Source organism: Hymenobacter mellowenesis (assembly GCF_030581005.1).
In the GTDB taxonomy this organism is placed as follows: domain Bacteria; phylum Bacteroidota; class Bacteroidia; order Cytophagales; family Hymenobacteraceae; genus Hymenobacter; species Hymenobacter mellowenesis.
The window spans coordinates 630918-647317 of record NZ_JAUQSX010000001.1 but is presented as its reverse complement, the minus strand read 5'-3'; the positions used below and the strand labels follow the sequence as shown (position 1 = coordinate 647317).

14 protein-coding genes and 1 riboswitch are annotated in these 16400 nt (G+C 62.1%); of the genes, 10 read left to right on the top strand and 4 right to left on the bottom strand.

Annotated features, from left to right (window positions below; genetic code table 11):
- Window positions 1-34: 34 nt before the first annotated feature.
- Window positions 35-457, bottom strand: coding sequence for a molybdenum cofactor biosynthesis protein MoaE (locus tag Q5H92_RS02630; RefSeq protein ID WP_305009921.1), 423 nt, complete (start codon window positions 455-457; stop codon window positions 35-37).
- A gap of 116 nt (window positions 458-573) precedes the next feature.
- On the bottom strand, window positions 574-816 hold the full coding sequence (locus Q5H92_RS02625; RefSeq protein WP_305009920.1) for a MoaD/ThiS family protein: 243 nt from the start codon (window positions 814-816) through the stop codon (window positions 574-576).
- Between the two features lie 136 nt (window positions 817-952).
- Here Q5H92_RS02625 and moaA point away from each other — a divergent pair, with 136 nt between their 5' ends.
- The 7 genes from moaA to Q5H92_RS02590 all read left to right on the top strand — a co-directional run bounded on the left by moaA (window position 953) and on the right by Q5H92_RS02590 (window position 9522).
- The gene (gene moaA / locus Q5H92_RS02620) at window positions 953-1990 is read left to right on the top strand and encodes a GTP 3',8-cyclase MoaA (protein WP_305009919.1); all 1038 of its coding nucleotides are present in this window, start codon (window positions 953-955) and stop codon (window positions 1988-1990) included.
- 190 nt (window positions 1991-2180) lie between these two features.
- Window positions 2181-2942, top strand: coding sequence for an alpha/beta hydrolase (locus tag Q5H92_RS02615; protein ID WP_305009918.1), 762 nt, complete (start codon window positions 2181-2183; stop codon window positions 2940-2942).
- A 288-nt stretch (window positions 2943-3230) separates the two neighbouring features.
- Entirely contained in the window at window positions 3231-5684 is a 2454-nt protein-coding gene (locus Q5H92_RS02610) for a response regulator (protein WP_305009917.1), read from the top strand.
- 328 nt (window positions 5685-6012) lie between these two features.
- On the top strand, window positions 6013-7173 hold the full coding sequence (locus Q5H92_RS02605; protein ID WP_305009916.1) for an MFS transporter: 1161 nt from the start codon (window positions 6013-6015) through the stop codon (window positions 7171-7173).
- A 179-nt stretch (window positions 7174-7352) separates the two neighbouring features.
- Entirely contained in the window at window positions 7353-7730 is a 378-nt protein-coding gene (locus Q5H92_RS02600; protein WP_305009915.1) for a cupin domain-containing protein, read from the top strand.
- 7 nt (window positions 7731-7737) lie between these two features.
- Window positions 7738-8529, top strand: coding sequence for an SDR family oxidoreductase (locus tag Q5H92_RS02595; RefSeq protein ID WP_305009914.1), 792 nt, complete (start codon window positions 7738-7740; stop codon window positions 8527-8529).
- Between the two features lie 197 nt (window positions 8530-8726).
- Window positions 8727-8950: riboswitch (cobalamin riboswitch) on the top strand.
- Between the two features lie 146 nt (window positions 8951-9096).
- Window positions 9097-9522 (top strand): acyl-CoA thioesterase, encoded by a 426-nt coding sequence (locus tag Q5H92_RS02590; RefSeq protein WP_305009913.1) that lies wholly within the window; start codon window positions 9097-9099, stop codon window positions 9520-9522.
- Window positions 9523-9618: 96 nt separating this feature from the next.
- On the opposite strand, the gene Q5H92_RS02585 is transcribed toward Q5H92_RS02590, so the two are convergent.
- Together Q5H92_RS02585 and Q5H92_RS02580 are read right to left on the bottom strand one after the other, a co-directional pair.
- The gene (locus tag Q5H92_RS02585; RefSeq protein WP_305009912.1) at window positions 9619-10797 is read right to left on the bottom strand and encodes a putative sulfate/molybdate transporter; all 1179 of its coding nucleotides are present in this window, start codon (window positions 10795-10797) and stop codon (window positions 9619-9621) included.
- Window positions 10798-10949: 152 nt separating this feature from the next.
- Entirely contained in the window at window positions 10950-12257 is a 1308-nt protein-coding gene (locus Q5H92_RS02580) for a cation:dicarboxylate symporter family transporter (RefSeq protein ID WP_305010216.1), read from the bottom strand.
- A 189-nt stretch (window positions 12258-12446) separates the two neighbouring features.
- On the opposite strand from Q5H92_RS02580, the gene fdhD reads away from it, so the two are divergent.
- From fdhD to Q5H92_RS02565, 3 genes are all read left to right on the top strand, one after another.
- Window positions 12447-13316 (top strand): formate dehydrogenase accessory sulfurtransferase FdhD, encoded by an 870-nt coding sequence (gene fdhD, locus Q5H92_RS02575; RefSeq protein WP_305009911.1) that lies wholly within the window; start codon window positions 12447-12449, stop codon window positions 13314-13316.
- 101 nt (window positions 13317-13417) lie between these two features.
- On the top strand, window positions 13418-13765 hold the full coding sequence (locus Q5H92_RS02570) for a DUF7009 family protein (protein WP_305009910.1): 348 nt from the start codon (window positions 13418-13420) through the stop codon (window positions 13763-13765).
- A gap of 57 nt (window positions 13766-13822) precedes the next feature.
- On the top strand, window positions 13823-16378 hold the full coding sequence (locus tag Q5H92_RS02565) for an FdhF/YdeP family oxidoreductase (RefSeq protein ID WP_305009909.1): 2556 nt from the start codon (window positions 13823-13825) through the stop codon (window positions 16376-16378).
- The last annotated feature ends 22 nt before the right edge of the window (window positions 16379-16400 follow it).

The following is a 16400-nucleotide window of genomic DNA, read 5'->3' as shown; positions in this document are numbered from 1 at the left end:
GTTTTGTTTGAACGCAATTCGCACACAAAAGCCATTACGGATGTGCCGCCACCCATTCGGTCCCATCCTCGTACTCCTCGCGTTTCCAGATGGTGACCACCTGCTTCAGCGTGTCGATGATGAACTGGCAGGCGGCAAAGCTCTCGGCGCGGTGCGGCGTAGCCACTGCTACCACCACGGCCACATCGCCCAGTTCCAGCGTGCCTTTGCGGTGCACCACGGCTACTTCCTGCAGCATGGGCCATTTTTCGTAGGCTTGGGCTACCACGTGGTTCAGCTGCGTGAGGGCCATGCTGTCGTAGGATTCGTAGTGCAGGCGCCGCACCGGCCGCCCGCCCGACTGGTTGCGCACCGTGCCGATAAAGGAGTTGACCGCCCCAGCGGCATCCGTTTGCACAGCCGCGAGAGCGGCGGCAATATCAATGGGCTGGTCGGTGATGGAAAGGGTAGGAGTCATACTTGTAGCGTGGACTCTGCGAGTCCGCGCATGGATGGGTTCGAATGGATATGCTTGCTCAACTGCGCTCAACTGCGCTCAACTGCGCGGACTCGCAGAGTCCACGCTACGGAAAATCACCCTCCAGCCACGGGCGGAATCAGGGCAATTTCGTCCACCGTATGCAGGGGCGTATCAGCGCTGGCGTATTCGTTGTTCACGGCTACGGCACAGCTGCGTAGTTCGCCCAGCGCAGGGTATTGTTTGCGCATTTCGGCCAGCAGCTCGCCCACATTGGTAGGGGCGGGGGCCGGCAATTCGATGATGGACGTGCCCACGATGTCGCGGGTGATGCCGAAGAGGGCGACTTTTAAGGACATATCTTTCGACGTAAATTTTGGGGCGAAAACCGGCCGCTGGCGGTGCTTTGGGTTATGGTCTGAACACCTTACCGGCCTCCGGGGTTTACCGCAGGCCGGCCGTCTTACGTACAGCCGGGCAAAATTGGTGATAAACGTGCTTCCATCTCTCCTCGCCCCAGCCGCTCCGGCCATTTCGCCGCTCTACGACCAGCACGGCCGCCCGCTGGAATACCTGCGCCTGGCCGTGACGGACCGCTGCAACCTGCGCTGCTTCTACTGCATGCCCGAAGAAGGCATCAAGTACATGCCCAAGCACGAGCTGCTGAGCTACGAAGAGATGCTGCGCCTCACCGGCCTGCTGGCAGGCCTGGGGGTGCGCAAGGTGCGCCTCACCGGCGGCGAGCCCTTCGTGCGGCGCGACCTGGTGCCCTTCATGGAGCGCCTGGCTGAGCTGCCCGGCATCGACGATATCAGCCTGACCACCAACGGCGTGCTCACCGCGCCGCACGTGCCCGCCCTGGCTCGCCTGGGCGTGAAAGCCGTGAATCTCAGCCTCGACACGCTGGACCGCGAGCGGTTTTTTCAAATCACTCGCCGCGACGAGCTGCCCAAGGTGCTGGAAACCTTTCACGCCCTGCTCGATGCCGGTATTCAGGTGAAAATCAACGCCGTGGTGATGGACGGCCAGAACATCGACGCCCTCGTGCCGCTGGCCAGCCTCAGCCGCGACCTGCCTGTCGACGTGCGCTTTATCGAAGAAATGCCCTTCAACGGCGGCAGCCACGAAGCCGGCCCCGCCTCGCTGCCCTGGAACCACGTTCGCATCCGTCAGCACCTGGAAGACCATTTCGGTGCGCTCCTGCCCGTCAGTATGGCGGCCGGGGCCACGGCTTCGGAGTACCGCGTTGCCGGGCACCAAGGCACGGTGGGCATCATCGCGGCATACTCGCGCACCTTCTGCGGCACCTGCAACCGCCTGCGCCTCACGGCCGAGGGCGGCATCAAAACCTGCCTTTACGACCAGGGCGTGCTCGATACCCGCGCCTTGCTGCGCGGCGGCAAGTCCGACGAGGAAATCGTGGCCGCCCTCTCGGCCGCCTTCCGCCACCGCGCCGCCAACGGCTTCGAGGCCGAGCGGCAGCGGCCCCTGCACCAACTCAGCTTCGAGAGCATGGCCACGATTGGGGGGTAAGGAGGCGTAAGCCGCTAAATCGTGTACCCCGAGGCTCGGCTTCGGCTCGTGGAACGATGCCGGCGTGAACCAAAGCACAGCTTCGACTTGTGCAACGAGTTGGCTAGGCTACCTTGGCCGCGCGGGAAGCAAATGCCTCTCCTGAGACGGCTAGCAGCTTATGAAAGTGGTACTGATTATTGTCGGAATCGTGGCAGCGCTGTACGTGGTACTATGCGCGGTGCTCTACTTTAAGCAGGAAAGCCTGCTGTTTTCCCCCAGCCGGCTGCCAGCCGATTATCGGTTCCAGTTTCCAGGCCGGTTTGAGGAGCGATGGACGAAAATGGCAGATGGTACCCGGCTGCATGGCCTGCTTTTCCATGCGCCCAATGCGAAAGGCCTGGTGTTTTACCTGCACGGCAACGGCGGCGACGTGAGCAGCTGGGCCACCGCCGCGCCCGTCTACACCCGCCTGGGCTACGATGCGTTCTTCCTCGACTATCGCGGCTACGGCAAAAGCGAAGGCCGCATCACCAGCCAGCAGCAGCTGCTAAGCGACGTGCAAACGGCTTACCGCCAGCTTCTCCCCGAATACCCCGAAAGCCGCACGGTCATCCTGGGCTACTCCGTGGGCACGGGCCTGGCAACCTGGCTAGCCGCTCACGAGCATCCCCGAATGCTTATTCTGCAGGCGCCCTATTTCAGCATGCGCGACCTGGCCAAGCGGCTCTACCCGTTTGTGCCGGGCTTTCTGGTGCGCTACCCGCTGCCCACCAACGAATTGATAACCAAAGTGCAAGCGCCCGTCGTGCTCTTTCATGGCGACCACGACGAGGTGATTTACTACCAGTCGTCGGTTCGGCTGAAAGCGCTGCTCAAGCCTGCCGACCGGCTGGTGCTGCTGCCCGGCGCGGGCCACAATGGCATGACTGATAACCCCTATTATCAGCGCGAACTGGCCAGAATATTGTAATAATTTTCCATAGGTGAGGAGCCTGCGAAAATAATTTTAGACAAGCATAATGAGCCTGGTTGGGCTTGTTGCGCGCTTTATTGATATGCTCCTGTCAGTGAAAGTTTGGGGTTTATATGTTTTATTAAATAAGTCATAAATATTAAAAAGTCAATCATAAGAAAATAAGAGTGTTAAAATGGATTGAAACATTATATTTGCTACTTATTAGTGTATCTGAGATTATAGAATATGGCCGAATTGTACAATTTAGAATCCCTGCCTTCTTCCGTTAGCATTCGGCCTGAAATGGCCAGTGAGTTGGCGGCGGCCCAGCAAATTGCCGAACTGCGCCGGGAACTTGCCGGCGCCCAGGCGGCGCTGCGCTGCGCCGAGCAGCGTTTGGCCGACCAGAAGGAATATTACCAGGCCGTGCTCGACCACCTGAAGGTGAACGTGGCCGTGTTCGACACCGAGCACCGGTTTCAGGTGGTCAACGCCAAGTCCTTCAGCAACCCGGAATTGCGGGAGTGGGTCATCGGCAAAACCAACGACGAATACTGCGCGCACCGGGGCGTGGCGCCCGAAATTGGTGCCACCCGCCGCCGGCTGCTGGCTCAGGTGATTGAAACCGGCGCTGAAACCAGCTGGGAAGAAACGCTGCAAACAGCCGACGGCCCGTGCCAACTGCTGCGCTATTACGTGCCCGTGCTGGATGCCGCCGGGGCGGTGCGCATGGTGGTGGGCACCGGCACCGACATCACCAAGCGCCGGCTGGCCGAGCAGAAGCTGGAAGAGCAGCGCGAATTCTTCGAGTTCACGCTCAACCACATACCCAGCGACATCGGCGTGTTCGACGCCCAGGGCCGCTACCTGTTCGTGAACGCCAACGGCATCAAAGACCCTAACAAGCGGGCCTGGGTGTTAGGCAAAGACAACTTTGAATACTGCGCCGAGTACGGCTACCCCCAGACGCTGGCCGAGGAGCGGCAGGAGCGTCTGCACGAGGCCTTCCGCGAGCGGCGGTTGGTGACGTTTGAAGAGGCGTTTGACCGGCCCGAGGGCATCCGGCACCAGATGCGCTGTCTGCAGCCGGTGTTTAATCCGGACGGCTCGCCGCGCATGGTGGTGGCCTACGGGCTCGACATCACGGAGCGGGTGGCCACCGAGCGTGCCCTGCGCCACGCCAAGCTGGCGGCCGAAAGTGCGGTGCGGGCCCGCGAGCTGTTTCTGGCCAACATGAGCCACGAAATCCGCACGCCCATGAACGCCATTCTGGGCATGAGCCAACTGCTGGCCAAAACGCCGCTGGCGCCCGACCAGGACAGCTACCGCCAGGCCATCACCACGTCGGCCGAGCATTTGCTGGTGATTATCAACGACATTCTGGACTTGTCGAAGCTCGAAGCCGGCAAGATGGCGCTGGAGCATGTCGGTTTCACGCCGGTGCATTTGCTGGCCGAAATCGAGCAAACCCTGCACTATAAAGCCGAGGAAAAAAGCCTGCGCCTGCTCACGCGCGTGGATGCCGCGGTGCCGCGCGTACTGCTCGGCGACCCCTACCGCATCCGGCAGGTGCTGCTGAACCTGGCCGGCAACGCCATCAAGTTTACCGAGGCCGGGTACGTGTCCATCACCTGCACCTACGCGCCCGACCCGGACGGCAAAGGCGGCGAAGTGGTGTTCCGCGTGGCCGATACCGGCATCGGCATCGAGCCGGAATACGTGCAGAACATCTTCAATGAGTTCAGCCAGGCCGATTCGTCGGTGACGCGCAAGTTTGGTGGTACGGGCCTGGGTTTGAGCATTTGCCGCAACTTGCTCAAGCTCATGGGCAGCGACGTGCAGCTCGAAAGCGAGCTGAACAAGGGCACTGTGATGTACTTCGGCTTGCGCCTGCCCTTGGGCACGCCCGAAGACCTGGCGCCCAAAAACGTGCTGCCGCCCGACAACTCGGTGCGCCGCCACCTGCGCAATAAGCAAGTGCTGCTGGTGGAAGACAACCGCTTCAACCGCCAGATTGCCAAGACCTTCCTCACCCACGCCCATGTGCAGGTGACCGAGGCCGAGCACGGCGCCATGGCCGTAGAGCTGGCCCAGCATACCCGCTTCGACCTGATTCTGATGGACATCCAGATGCCGGTGATGGATGGCTACGCGGCCACGGCGCTGCTGCGCCAGCAGCTGGGCCTCACCACGCCCATCATCGCCCTCACGGCCAACGCCGTGAAAGGCGAGCGCGAAAAATGCCTCGCCGCGGGCATGGACAGCTACCTGGCTAAGCCGTTCAAGGAAGAAGAGCTGCTGAAAGTGGTGAGCGAGTGGGCCTTGCCGCCGGGCTCGCTCCCGGCAACGGAGCCGGCCGGCGCCGATGATGCACCCGTGTTCCTGCTGGCCCCGGCCCCGCCGGTGGAAGTGCCCGCCGGCCGGCTCTATGCGGTCGACGAGCTGCTGTCAGTAGGCCAGGGCGACTCCGAGTTTGTCGCCTTCATGCTGGAAACCTTTGTAGAAAGCTGCGAGGAAGCCATTCTGAACCTGCGCCAGGGCCTGGACCAGGCCGACCTGACTTTGCTGAAAACCACGGCCCACACCCTGCTGCCCAACTTGGTACACCTGCGGGCGCAGCACTTGCTGCCGCCCGTGGATGCGCTTGACAAATGGGAGGGCAGTTTCCGGTCCGATGAACTGCAGCTGCTGGTGAATACCATCACAATGCTGCTGCGCGACATCATCACGCAGATAAAGCTCGATACCATTGCCTGAGTTGGTGTCGTCTCTGAACGGCGTAGGGGCGGGGCTTGCCCCCGCCCGGTCGACCGCAACGGCTCAACGATTCCGTTCAACGACCGGGCGGGGGCAAGCCCCGCCCCTACGCCGTTCAATAGGCGTGGTGAGCTTCACGATGGTGTAAAGTGGTGTTAGCTAGACTGATAAATGTGGATTTTGTAGTGAAATCGTTTGCTGAAAGCAGCGCCTCACTTTGGCTGCTCGGGCAACTTCTCGCGCCGCGCGGGCGTTGGGGGAGCTTGTATTTTTGCTGAGCGCACGCGCCGGGCTGGTCCCGCTGTGGGCTGCGTGAGGACCTGTGCTTATGATTTCGTTGACTGTATCAGCCCGCCCGATTTCCCGGACGGCGCACCGCGTGGCCGTTGGGGCATTGTTTTTTTTGCTGGGATTGTGCTTCGCTACTTGGGCCTCGCGGATTCCCAGCATTCAGCAGCGCATGGGCATTTCGGAAGCCGGACTGGGCGGCGTGCTGCTGTCCATTCCGCTGGGGCAACTGCTTACGCTGCCGCTGGCTGGCTGGCTGGTGGCCCGGCAGGGCAGCCGCAAGGTGGTGCTGTGGGGCGTAGTGCTCTATGCCACCGCGCTGCTGGGCCTGGGCTGGGCCGAGAATCTGTATCAGCTGATTCCCTGTCTGGTGCTGTTCGGGGTGGGCGGCAACCTCACCAATATCTCAGTAAATACCCAGGCCGTGGGCGTGGAGCGGCTCTATAAGCACAAGCCCATTATGGCTTCCTTCCACGGGCTGTGGAGTCTGGCTGGTTTTGTGGCGGCGGCCATTGGCACGTTCATGATTGGGCACGCCATCACGCCGGGCGTGCATTTCATCCTCATTGCTGCGTTCATCGTCACCGGCATGCTGGTGAGCGCCGGCTCCACCGTGCGCCAGGACAGCGGCGTCGACCCCGACCAGCCCATCTTCGTGAAGCCTGATAAGGAACTGCTGGGCCTGGGCGCCATTGCCTTCTGCGCACTTATCTGCGAGGGGGCGATGTTCGACTGGAGCGGGGTGTATTTCAAGAAGGTCATTCAGGCTGATAAGGACTGGGTGGGCGCGGGCTACACTGCATTCATGAGCACCATGGCGCTGGGCCGCTTCGGGGCCGACTGGCTGGCCGAGCGCCTCGGGCCACGCCGTGTTATTCAACTCTGCGGCCTGCTCACGGCCACGGGCCTGAGCATTGCCGTGACCTTGCCCACGCTGCCCACGGCGCTGCTGGGCTTTTTGCTGGTGGGCTTTGGCACGTCGGCGGTGGTGCCGCTGGTGTACTCGGCGGCGGGCAGGTCCGCGCACATGTCGGCGGGCATGGCGCTGGCGGCGGTGTCCACCATCGGCTTCTTCGGGTTTTTGCTGGGGCCGCCGATTATCGGCTTCGTGGCGGGCGCCACGAGCTTGCGGGTGTCGTTTGCGTTTATTGCTTTTATGGGGCTATGCGTGTCGGCGGTGGCGAGTCGGGTGCGGGTGTAGGATTCGGGAAGTAAGGAAGGTGGGAGGCAGAACGTCATGCAGAGCGCAGCGAAGCATCTCGCTCGGGGCAGAAACCCTTTTCTTGCGATTGAGTTACTACCCCACGCGAGATGCTTCGCTGCGCTCTGCATGACACGCTGTTTTTCGTTCTACGCTTTCTTTCCTATTCCCAAGCCCTGATGCCCGAAAACCCCACTGCTACCAAATACACCTGGAACGACATGCCCGTCGAACCGGTGACCGACCAGCTTTCGCGCCGCCTCATCACCGGCGACAAGATGATGTTGGCCCACGTCTACCTCAAAAAGGGCTGCATTGTGCCCCTGCACCAGCACGAAAACGAGCAGATTACTTACATCCTAGAAGGGGCTCTACGCTTCTGGATTGGTTCCGAAGACGCCGAGCCCATTGTGGTGGGTGTGGGCGAGGTGTTGCACATTCCCGGCAACGTCCCGCACAAAGCCGAGGCTATTGAGGACACGCTCGACGTGGATATTTTCAGCCCGCCCCGCCAGGACTGGCTCGATAAATCGGACGACTACCTGCGCCAGAAATAACCCGCCTATGGACCTCGGATTGAAAGGAAAAGTTGCCTTGGTGGCCGCCGCCAGCAAGGGCCTGGGCCGCGCCGTGGCCGAAGAACTGGCCGCCGAAGGTGCGTCACTCGTCATCTGCGCCCGTGGCGATAAAGCCCTGCAAGAAGCCCGCGCCGCCTTTGAAACTACCTACGGCGTGCCCGTGCTGGCCCTGGCGGCCGACGTGGCCAACCCCGCCGACGTGGCCCGGGTGGTGCAGGCCGCGCAGGAGCGTTTCGGCCGCATCGACATCCTCGTCACCAACACCGGCGGGCCGCCCGCCGGCACCTTCGACACGCTGAGCGCCGAGCAGTGGCAGGCCGCCACGCAACTGCTCCTCACCAGCGTGGTAGAGCTGACGCGCGCCGTGCTGCCCGGCATGAAGGCGCGCGGCTGGGGCCGCATCCTCAACATCACCTCCATCTCGGTGAAGCAGCCGGTGGAAAACCTGATGCTCTCCAACAGCCTGCGCGCCGCCGTGACGGGCATGGCCCGCACCCTGGCCACGGAAGTGGCGGCGCAGGGCATCACCGTGAATAACATTTTGCCCGGCTACACGCGCACCGAGCGGGTAGTAGGCCTGGCCGATGCCACGGCTGCCAAAGAAGGCATTTCGGCTGCCGACGCCACCGCCCGCTGGGAAAGCCAGATTCCGATGCGCCGGCTGGGCGAGCCCCGCGAGTTTGCCGCGCTGGCGGCGTTTCTGTGCTCGGAGCGGGCCAGCTACATCACCGGCACGTCGGTGCCAGTGGATGGAGGGTGGATTCGGGGGTTGTTTTAGGTGCTGGTTGTAAATGTTAAAGGTTATGCAGAGCGTAGTGAAGCATCTTGCGCGTAATCACTAATTATTAACGTTTTCACGATTGAGTGACTACCCCACGCGAGATGTCGCTACGCTCTGCATGACGTTCTTTCTGCTGCTAAAGGAATTCACCTTCGCCCGCGCCGTACCTTCGCCGCGTTGGTTCTCGGTTTGATTTCCTTCAATCAGCGGACGGTTTTTCACCCGGGCTTCGGCCGGGGTAAAAATGAAAAGGGAATCGGGTGCAACTCCCGAACAGACGCGCTACTGTGAGTTTCCCGGCCCCGAAAGCGGCCGGAGCCGGTGGCCCCGGATATGCCCATTGGCTCTTTGAAAAGGCCGAGAAGGGCGGGGCTCACCCGAAATAAGTCAGGAGACCTGCCGGCCGCCGAGTGATGCTGCCCTCGCGCTTTGGGGCTGGCATCGGCGGTGCTGTGCCGCCGCGCCTGGGCGCGGCCGGGAGGGCGTGCGTCGGTGGTGGCTTTGATGAAAAAAGGGCTTGAAGGCAAACGGAGGCCGTTTATCACCCCTTTTTTTCTGTTGCTCATGCTCCTCGCCGACCGCATTGCCCGCGCCGAAACGCGCATTTTCAAAGCCGTATTTCCCAACACCACCAACCACTACGATACGCTTTTCGGCGGCACCACGCTGCTGCTCATGGACGAAGTGGCCTTCATCGCCGCCACCCGTTTCTCGCGCCTCAAAATGGTGACGGTTTCCTCCGAGCGGGTCGACTTCACCCACCCCATTCCCGGCGGCTCCCTGGTCGAGCTGGTGGCCAATATCGAGCACGTGGGCCGCACCAGCCTCAAAGTGCGCGTCGAATTATTCGTGGAGCAGATGTATTCCGAGGACCGCCATAAAGCGGTGACCGGCCTGTTCACCTTCGTGGCCGTGGACGAGCACAAGCAGCCCGTCCGCATTCTGGCCGAGGAACCGGCTGCCGTGTCGGCCCCGGCAGCCCAGGCGTGAGCGCGCCACGCCAGCCGTAGCATGAGCTTTTACGTTCGCGTCCCCGCGCCGCCAGCAGTCGTTTGGGGGCGCGAACTAAACGTTCGCGCTGCTTCGCTAGTGCTTGCCCAGCCCCACCCAGCCGCGCTGCATGGCGTAGTAAATGGCCGTGCCCACCACCAGCCCCACCAGGTAGCCATACGGCAGCCCGGCGCAGAGCAGGCCCACCAGCAGCGCCACCAGCAAATCGGCGCGGTTGGCGCTCACGTCGCGCAGCAGTGTGGCCAACGATAGGGCCTCAAACAGCAGCAGCACGCCCAGCACCGGCAACGGGAAAATCTGGACCACGTCGGCGAAGCCTTGGCTGAAAAACAGCCCCATCACCAGGAAAATGCTGCCATAAATAACCACCGAACCACCCGTGCGCGCCCCAAACGCGTAGTGCCCCACCATGCCGCCCGAGCCGTGGCACACCGGAAAGCCCCCGAAAAACGGGTTCACCAGGTTCATCAGCGCGTAGGTAAAGCTGATTTTCTTAATCGTAAGCGGCGCCCGCTCAGGGAATAAGTCCTGGGCCACCTGCTTGGTGGCCAGAATGGAGTTGCCGAGCGACAGTGGAATCTGGGGCAGTGCCAGCAGCACGGCGCCGGTGAGGATGTCGGCCGTTTCGGGCAGGTGCCAAGTCGGTAGGTGCAGGCCCACGGCCTTCTGCGCCGTGGCAAAATCGAGCTTGAACACCAGCGCGTACGCCACGCCCAGCGCAATGACGACCAGCGCCGCCGGCCAGCGCCGGTTGCCAAACAGCACTACCGTGACCGCAAACGCCACTGCCGCCAGCGCGTAGCCCGCCGCGCCATCCGAGCCCACATACTTGGTGAGCGCCAGCGTGGCCAACTGCAAGGCCAGCCCAAACTGAATGCCGCGCACCACGGCCTTGGGCACCAGCCGCGCCAGCCCATCAATGAGCCCGGTGATGGACAGAAAAAACATGCTGATGCCAATGGCCAGCCCCCCACCGAAAATGACGCGCCCGGGGATTTTCTGGGCAATGACCAGCGCCGCGAAAGCTTTGAGCGGCTGCACCGGCATGGGCATGCGGTACCACAGCCCGGTGAACACCTGCATCAGCCCGAACAGAATGAGCACGCTCGCGCTGTCGATGCCCGAGGCGGCAATGACGCCAATGAGCAGCGGCAGGTCAGTGCCGAGGTCGCCAAACGCCCCGGCCACCTCGTTGCGGTCGAAGCGAATGGGCGGGCGGGTAGGGGCGGGCGGTAAGGGTTGGGTAAGTGTCATGAAAAGCGGTTAGGGGCACAAAGGTGCGGCTGGACGCAGTAGACCGTCATGCAGAGCGCAGCGAAGCATCTTGCCCGCAGCAAGTAATTCAATCGCCAGAAAACGGATTAGCGGTGGCGGGCAAGATGCTTCGCTGCGCTCTGCATGACGGTCTATTTCTTATTCTTCAGCAAACGGGCCACTTCGCTGGCCTGTTCGGCCGCCTCGCCCAGGTATTCGCCACTGGTATAGCCTTTGCGGAAGCGCAGCGGTTTCAGCCGCCGGCCCAGCACTTCCACGGCCCGCTCGTGGTCGAGGGCGTCCTCGGTGTGGGCCAGGAAAATGGTGGCCACGCCGTTGCCAATGAAGTTGGTGATGCTACGCGCCTCCGACATAAACCGGTCCACGCCCAGCAGAAGGGCCAGGCCCTCCACCGGAATCACTTTCATGGCCGTGAGCGTGCTGGCCAGCACCACGAAGCCGCTGCCCGCCACGCCTGCCGCGCCCTTGCTGGTCACCATCAGAATCCCCATCATGGTCAGAATCTGGGCCCCGGAAAGCTCAATGTGGAACACCTGGGCCAGAAACAGGGTCGAGAGCGAGAGGTAGATGGTGGTGCCATCCAGGTTGAAGGAATAGCCCGTGGGCACCACTAGCCCCACCACCGGCTGCGCGCAGCCCATGCCCTCCAGCTTCTCCATGAGGCCCGGCAGGCCAGCTTCGGACGAGGACGTGCCCAGCACAATCAGCAACTCGGCCTTGATGTATTTCAAAAACGACCACATGCCGATGTTGCAATAGCGCAAAATGGCCCCCAGCACCAGAAAAACAAACAAACCCATGGTGATATACACCGTCACCATCAGCTTGCCCAGCGGCAGCAAAGTAGCAATGCCGTACTTACCAATGGTGAAAGCCATGCCGCCAAACGCCCCGATGGGTGCCAGCAACATCACCAGGTGCAGGCCGCGGAATACGTATTTCGAGCATTCCTTCAGGAAGTGAATAATGGGCTTGCGGCCGGCGTATTTGCTGAGAATGATGCCCAGAATGATGGCCACGATGAGCACCTGCAGCGTCAGGTTATCGGCCAGAAAGTGGCCCCAGGAGAACTCCGTGGCGCGTTTCGTGAACTCGCCCACCTTGCCCGTATCGAGCTTGCCGGTGCTCACGCCCGCGCCCGGCCGCACCAGCGCCGCCACCCCCACGCCAATGAGTAGCGCCAGCGTGGTCACAATCTCGAAGTACAGCAGCGCCTTACCCCCAATGCGCCCCACCTTTTTCAAGTCGCCCATCGTGCTGATACCGAGTGTGATGGTGAGGAAAATAATCGGGTTGATAAACAGCTTCACCACGTTGATGAAGTACTTGCCCAGCGGCTCCATTTGCACGGCCGTGGCGGGTGCGAAGTGGCCCAGCAGCGCCCCGGCCACAATGGCCAGCAGCACCCAGAAAGTGAGGTTGCGGGTGATTTTCTTCAGTTTCATGGGCAGCGGGTGGGGTAGAATTGAATCACAAGAACGTCATGCAGAGCGCCACAAGAACGTCATGTCGAGCTTGCCGAGACATCTCGCGTGCCGCCACTAATCCTTTTTGTTTGCCGATTGGTTTACTGAAAGCACGCGAGATGTCTCGGCTGCGCTCGACATGACCGTTCCAATAACCCCACAATGGACCCTGCCATCCTGCTCCCCGCCGCCAGCTACGAATTCGTCACCATCCAAAAGGTGAGTGGCGCCGGCCCGCCCGTGTCGGCCTCCGACCAGCTTGCCGCTGAAGAGCCACTGGAAATCCGCGTGGGCTACGAAACCGACGGCCAGCACCAGCACCGCACCCTCTCCGTGACCATGCGCACACCCGGCCACGACGAGGAGCTAGCCGCCGGCTTCCTGCTCACCGAAGGCCTCATCCACGATAAAGCTGACCTGCTCGGTATCATTCCCTGCCCCGATGTCAAGAAAGTCGAAGAAGCCGGGAACGTCGTTCGGGCCGAGCTGGCGGCGCATGTAAAAGTCGATTTTGCGGCCATGGAACGGCATTTCTACACCAGCTCCAGCTGCGGGGTGTGCGGCAAAACCAGCATCGATGCCGTGCGCACGGCCTCCTGCCCGGTGCTGCCCGCCGCCGGCCCGCACCTCAGCGCCGCCGTGGTGCACCAGTTGCCCCAGAAACTGCGCGCCGCCCAAGCCGGCTTCGAGCAAACCGGCGGGCAGCACGCCTCGGCCCTGTTTTCGCCCGAAGGCGAACTGCTGCTGCTGCGCGAAGACGTGGGCCGCCACAACGCCCTCGACAAGGTGATTGGGGCCGCGCTACTGGCAGGCTGGCTGCCCCTGCACCAGCACGTGCTGCTGGTGAGCGGCCGTGTCAGCTTCGAGCTGGTGCAGAAAGCGGCGGCAGCCGGTATCGGGATTCTGGCAGCCGTGGGCGCCCCCAGCAGCCTGGCCATTCAGGCCGCCGAAAGCTTCGGCATGACGGTGCTGGGCTTCGTGCGCCAGGAGCGGTTCAACATCTATAGCCACGGCTGGCGGGTGCTGGCCTGATGCATGGAGCCCGCTGCGGGCTCCGGCGTTGCGATGATAATTAAGTACAACGGCCTCCTGTGCCTTACGTTAAACTACTCTCTCCCATTCCCACCCGCCTCATGAAACTCCGCATCGAAGACGACACCCTGCGCCTGCGCCTGGCCCAAAGTGAGCTGGACGAATTTGCCTCAACCGGCCGCGTGGAAGGGGCCGTGCATTTCGGCTTAGGCCCCGACCAGCGCCTGACCTACGCCCTGGAGCGCGGCTCCGAGCGCCCCCAAACCATGCCCAACGACGAGCCCGTGCAAGTTCACTACGAGCCCGGCGCCCTCACTGTGCTGGTGCCCTTCACCTTAGCCAAGGAGTGGGTAGAAACCGACCAGACCGGCTTTTCGCACAGCCTGCCGCTGGCTGAAAACCAGCACCTGCGCATTCTGGTTGAGAAAGACCTGGACTGCCGCCACTAGCGCATTCGGCACCCGTCAAATCTATAAAAATCCCACCTTTCTGTTCCGATGAGCTCCATGGAAGATTCCCCCAAAACGGACCCCAGCAAAGCTGGTAAGACTCACCAGCAAGGTGCTGAGGATAACGCCCCGAAGAGCGGCGAGCGCCCCGACCAAGGGAAGGCTCCCGCGCCCGACCACTACCGTTCCGACCCCAACCGAACCCACGTGCACGCCCACATCCCCGCCCCCGACGTGGCCAACGCCAAATACGAGCACCCCATTCTGGCTCAGCCGCCCGAAGCCCTCACCGGCCTGCGCCTGGAAGGCCGCGAAAAGATAGCCGCCGGAGTCACGGCCGTCATCAAATCCATGCAGTTCAGCTGGACCGAGGGCGGTGTGGGGCGCGGCACCAAGGCCCTGCTCGGCCTCAACCAGAAGGACGGTTTCGACTGCTCCAGCTGCGCCTGGCCCGACCCCGACGAGCACCGCTCGGTGGCCGAATTCTGTGAAAATGGGGCCAAAGCCACAGCGTCGGATGCCGACGACAAGGCCGCCGGACCCGAGTTTTTCGCCAGACACAGCCTCGCTGAGCTCTCGCGCATGACCGACCGCGACCAGAACAACGCCGGCCGCCTCACGCACCCCATGGTGAAGCGTCCCGGCGACAACCACTACTCGCCCATTGCCTGGCCCGATGCCTTCGACATCATCGCCAAGGAGCTGAACGCGCTGGAATCGCCCGATGAGGCCGTGTTCTACACCTCCGGCAAGGTGCCGAACGAGCCGGCCTTCCTGTTCCAGCTTTTCGCCCGCGAGTTCGGCACCAACAACCTGCCCGACTGCTCCAACATGTGCCACGAAAGCAGCGGCTCGGCCCTGAGCCCCACGCTGGGCCTGGGCAAAGGCTCCGTGACCCTCAACGACTTGCACGAGGCCGAAGTCATCCTCATCATCGGCCAGAACCCGGGCACCAACCACCCGCGCATGCTCACGGCCCTGCAAAAAGCCAAGCGCAACGGCGCCAAAATCATCGCCGTGAATCCGCTGATTGAAGCCGGCCTCGTCGCCTTCAAAAACCCGCAAGATTTCATGAACCCGCTCCGCGCCCTCGGCGCGCTCATGGGCGACGGTACCCCGCTCACCGACGTGTTTCTGCAAGTGAAAGTGGACGGCGACATGGCCCTGCTGCGCGGCATCATGAAGCACCTGTTCGAAGCCGAGGATATGAACCCCGGCCAGGTAGTCGATAAGAAATTTGTCGACGAATTCACCGTGGGCTTCGCTGATTTTGAGCAGAATATCCGCAACACCAGCTGGGAGGAAATCGAGGAAATCAGCGGCATCAGCCGCGCCCAACTGCTCGAAGCCGCCAATCTCATTGCCCACAAGCAGAAGATTATCACCTGCTGGGCCATGGGCGTTACGCAGCAGCGCCAGGGCGTGCAGACCATCCAGGAAATCGTGAACCTGCAGCTCATGAAGGGCGCCATTGGCAAGCCGGGCGCCGGCACTTGCCCGGTGCGCGGCCACTCCAACGTGCAGGGCGACCGCACCATGGGCATCTGGGAGCGCATGCCGAAGACTTTCCTGGACGCGTTGCAGAAGGAGTTCAACTTCACGCCGCCCACCAAGGATGGGTTCGATGTGGTGGAATCCATCAAGGCCATGCACCTGGGCCATACCAAGGTGTACTTCGGCCTCGGCGGCAACCTGCTGGCCGCCGGCCCCGATACCGAGCTCATCGCCGAAGCCATGCGCCGGCAGAAGCTGACCGTATTTGTGGGCACCAAGCTCAATCGCGGCCACCTCACCACCGGCGAAACCAGCCTGTTGCTGCCCACCTTCGCCCACGTCGATATCGACATGCAGAAGTCTGGTCATCAGATGACTTCGTGCGAAAACTCGATGGGCGTGGTGAGCCAGAACAAGGGCATTCTGGTGCCGCTGGCCGGCGACCAGCTCAGCGAAGTGGCCATCATCAGCGGCATGGCCATTGCCACCCTCGGCGACAAAACCAAAACCGACTGGGTGGCCATGACAGAGAATTACGACGTTATCCGCGACCACATTGCGCGCGTCATCCCCGGCTTCGAGAACTTCAACGAGAAGCTGCGCAAGCCCGGCGGCTTCTACCTGCCCAACGGCCCGCGCGAGCGCAAGTTCACCACACCCGACGGCAAGGCCCACTTCTCCAAAACCACGCTGGAAAAGTACGAAGTAGCTCCCGACCAGCTCATTCTGATGACGGTGCGCTCGCACGACCAGTTCAACACGACCATCTACGAGTACAACGACCGGTATCGCGGCATCCACGGCGAGCGCCGCGTGCTGTTCATGAACCCAGCCGATATGGCCTCGCGCGGCCTCAAGGCCAAAGACCTCATCGACATCACCAGCCACTACAAGGGCGAGGAGCGCCGGGTAGAAAAATTCGTGGCCGTGCCCTACGACATTCCGAAAGGCAACGTCTGCGCCTACTTCCCGGAGGCCAACCCGCTGGTACCCATCGGCTCTGTGGCCAAAATCAGCAACACGCCCACCTCGAAATACGTGGTGGTGACGGTGGTGCCCACGGCCGTGAACAACGACCTGCGCATTAAGGAACGCGAGAAAATGATGGAGCAGGCGTAAGTGCGCCGTCTGTTATTGCGAG

What these genes read in the sequence shown, in the direction of transcription:
- Q5H92_RS02630 (WP_305009921.1), bottom strand. Translation starts at nt 457, where the DNA reads ATGACTCCTACCCTTTCCATCACCGACCAGCCCATTGATATTGCCGCC.
- Q5H92_RS02625 (WP_305009920.1), bottom strand. Translation starts at nt 816, where the DNA reads ATGTCCTTAAAAGTCGCCCTCTTCGGCATCACCCGCGACATCGTGGGC.
- Q5H92_RS02610 (WP_305009917.1), top strand. Translation starts at nt 3,231, where the DNA reads ATGGCCAGTGAGTTGGCGGCGGCCCAGCAAATTGCCGAACTGCGCCGG.
- Q5H92_RS02605 (WP_305009916.1), top strand. Translation starts at nt 6,013, where the DNA reads ATGATTTCGTTGACTGTATCAGCCCGCCCGATTTCCCGGACGGCGCAC.
- Q5H92_RS02600 (WP_305009915.1), top strand. Translation starts at nt 7,353, where the DNA reads ATGCCCGAAAACCCCACTGCTACCAAATACACCTGGAACGACATGCCC.
- Q5H92_RS02595 (WP_305009914.1), top strand. Translation starts at nt 7,738, where the DNA reads ATGGACCTCGGATTGAAAGGAAAAGTTGCCTTGGTGGCCGCCGCCAGC.
- Q5H92_RS02590 (WP_305009913.1), top strand. Translation starts at nt 9,097, where the DNA reads ATGCTCCTCGCCGACCGCATTGCCCGCGCCGAAACGCGCATTTTCAAA.
- Q5H92_RS02585 (WP_305009912.1), bottom strand. Translation starts at nt 10,797, where the DNA reads ATGACACTTACCCAACCCTTACCGCCCGCCCCTACCCGCCCGCCCATT.
- fdhD (WP_305009911.1), top strand. Translation starts at nt 12,447, where the DNA reads ATGGACCCTGCCATCCTGCTCCCCGCCGCCAGCTACGAATTCGTCACC.
- Q5H92_RS02570 (WP_305009910.1), top strand. Translation starts at nt 13,418, where the DNA reads ATGAAACTCCGCATCGAAGACGACACCCTGCGCCTGCGCCTGGCCCAA.
- Q5H92_RS02565 (WP_305009909.1), top strand. Translation starts at nt 13,823, where the DNA reads ATGGAAGATTCCCCCAAAACGGACCCCAGCAAAGCTGGTAAGACTCAC.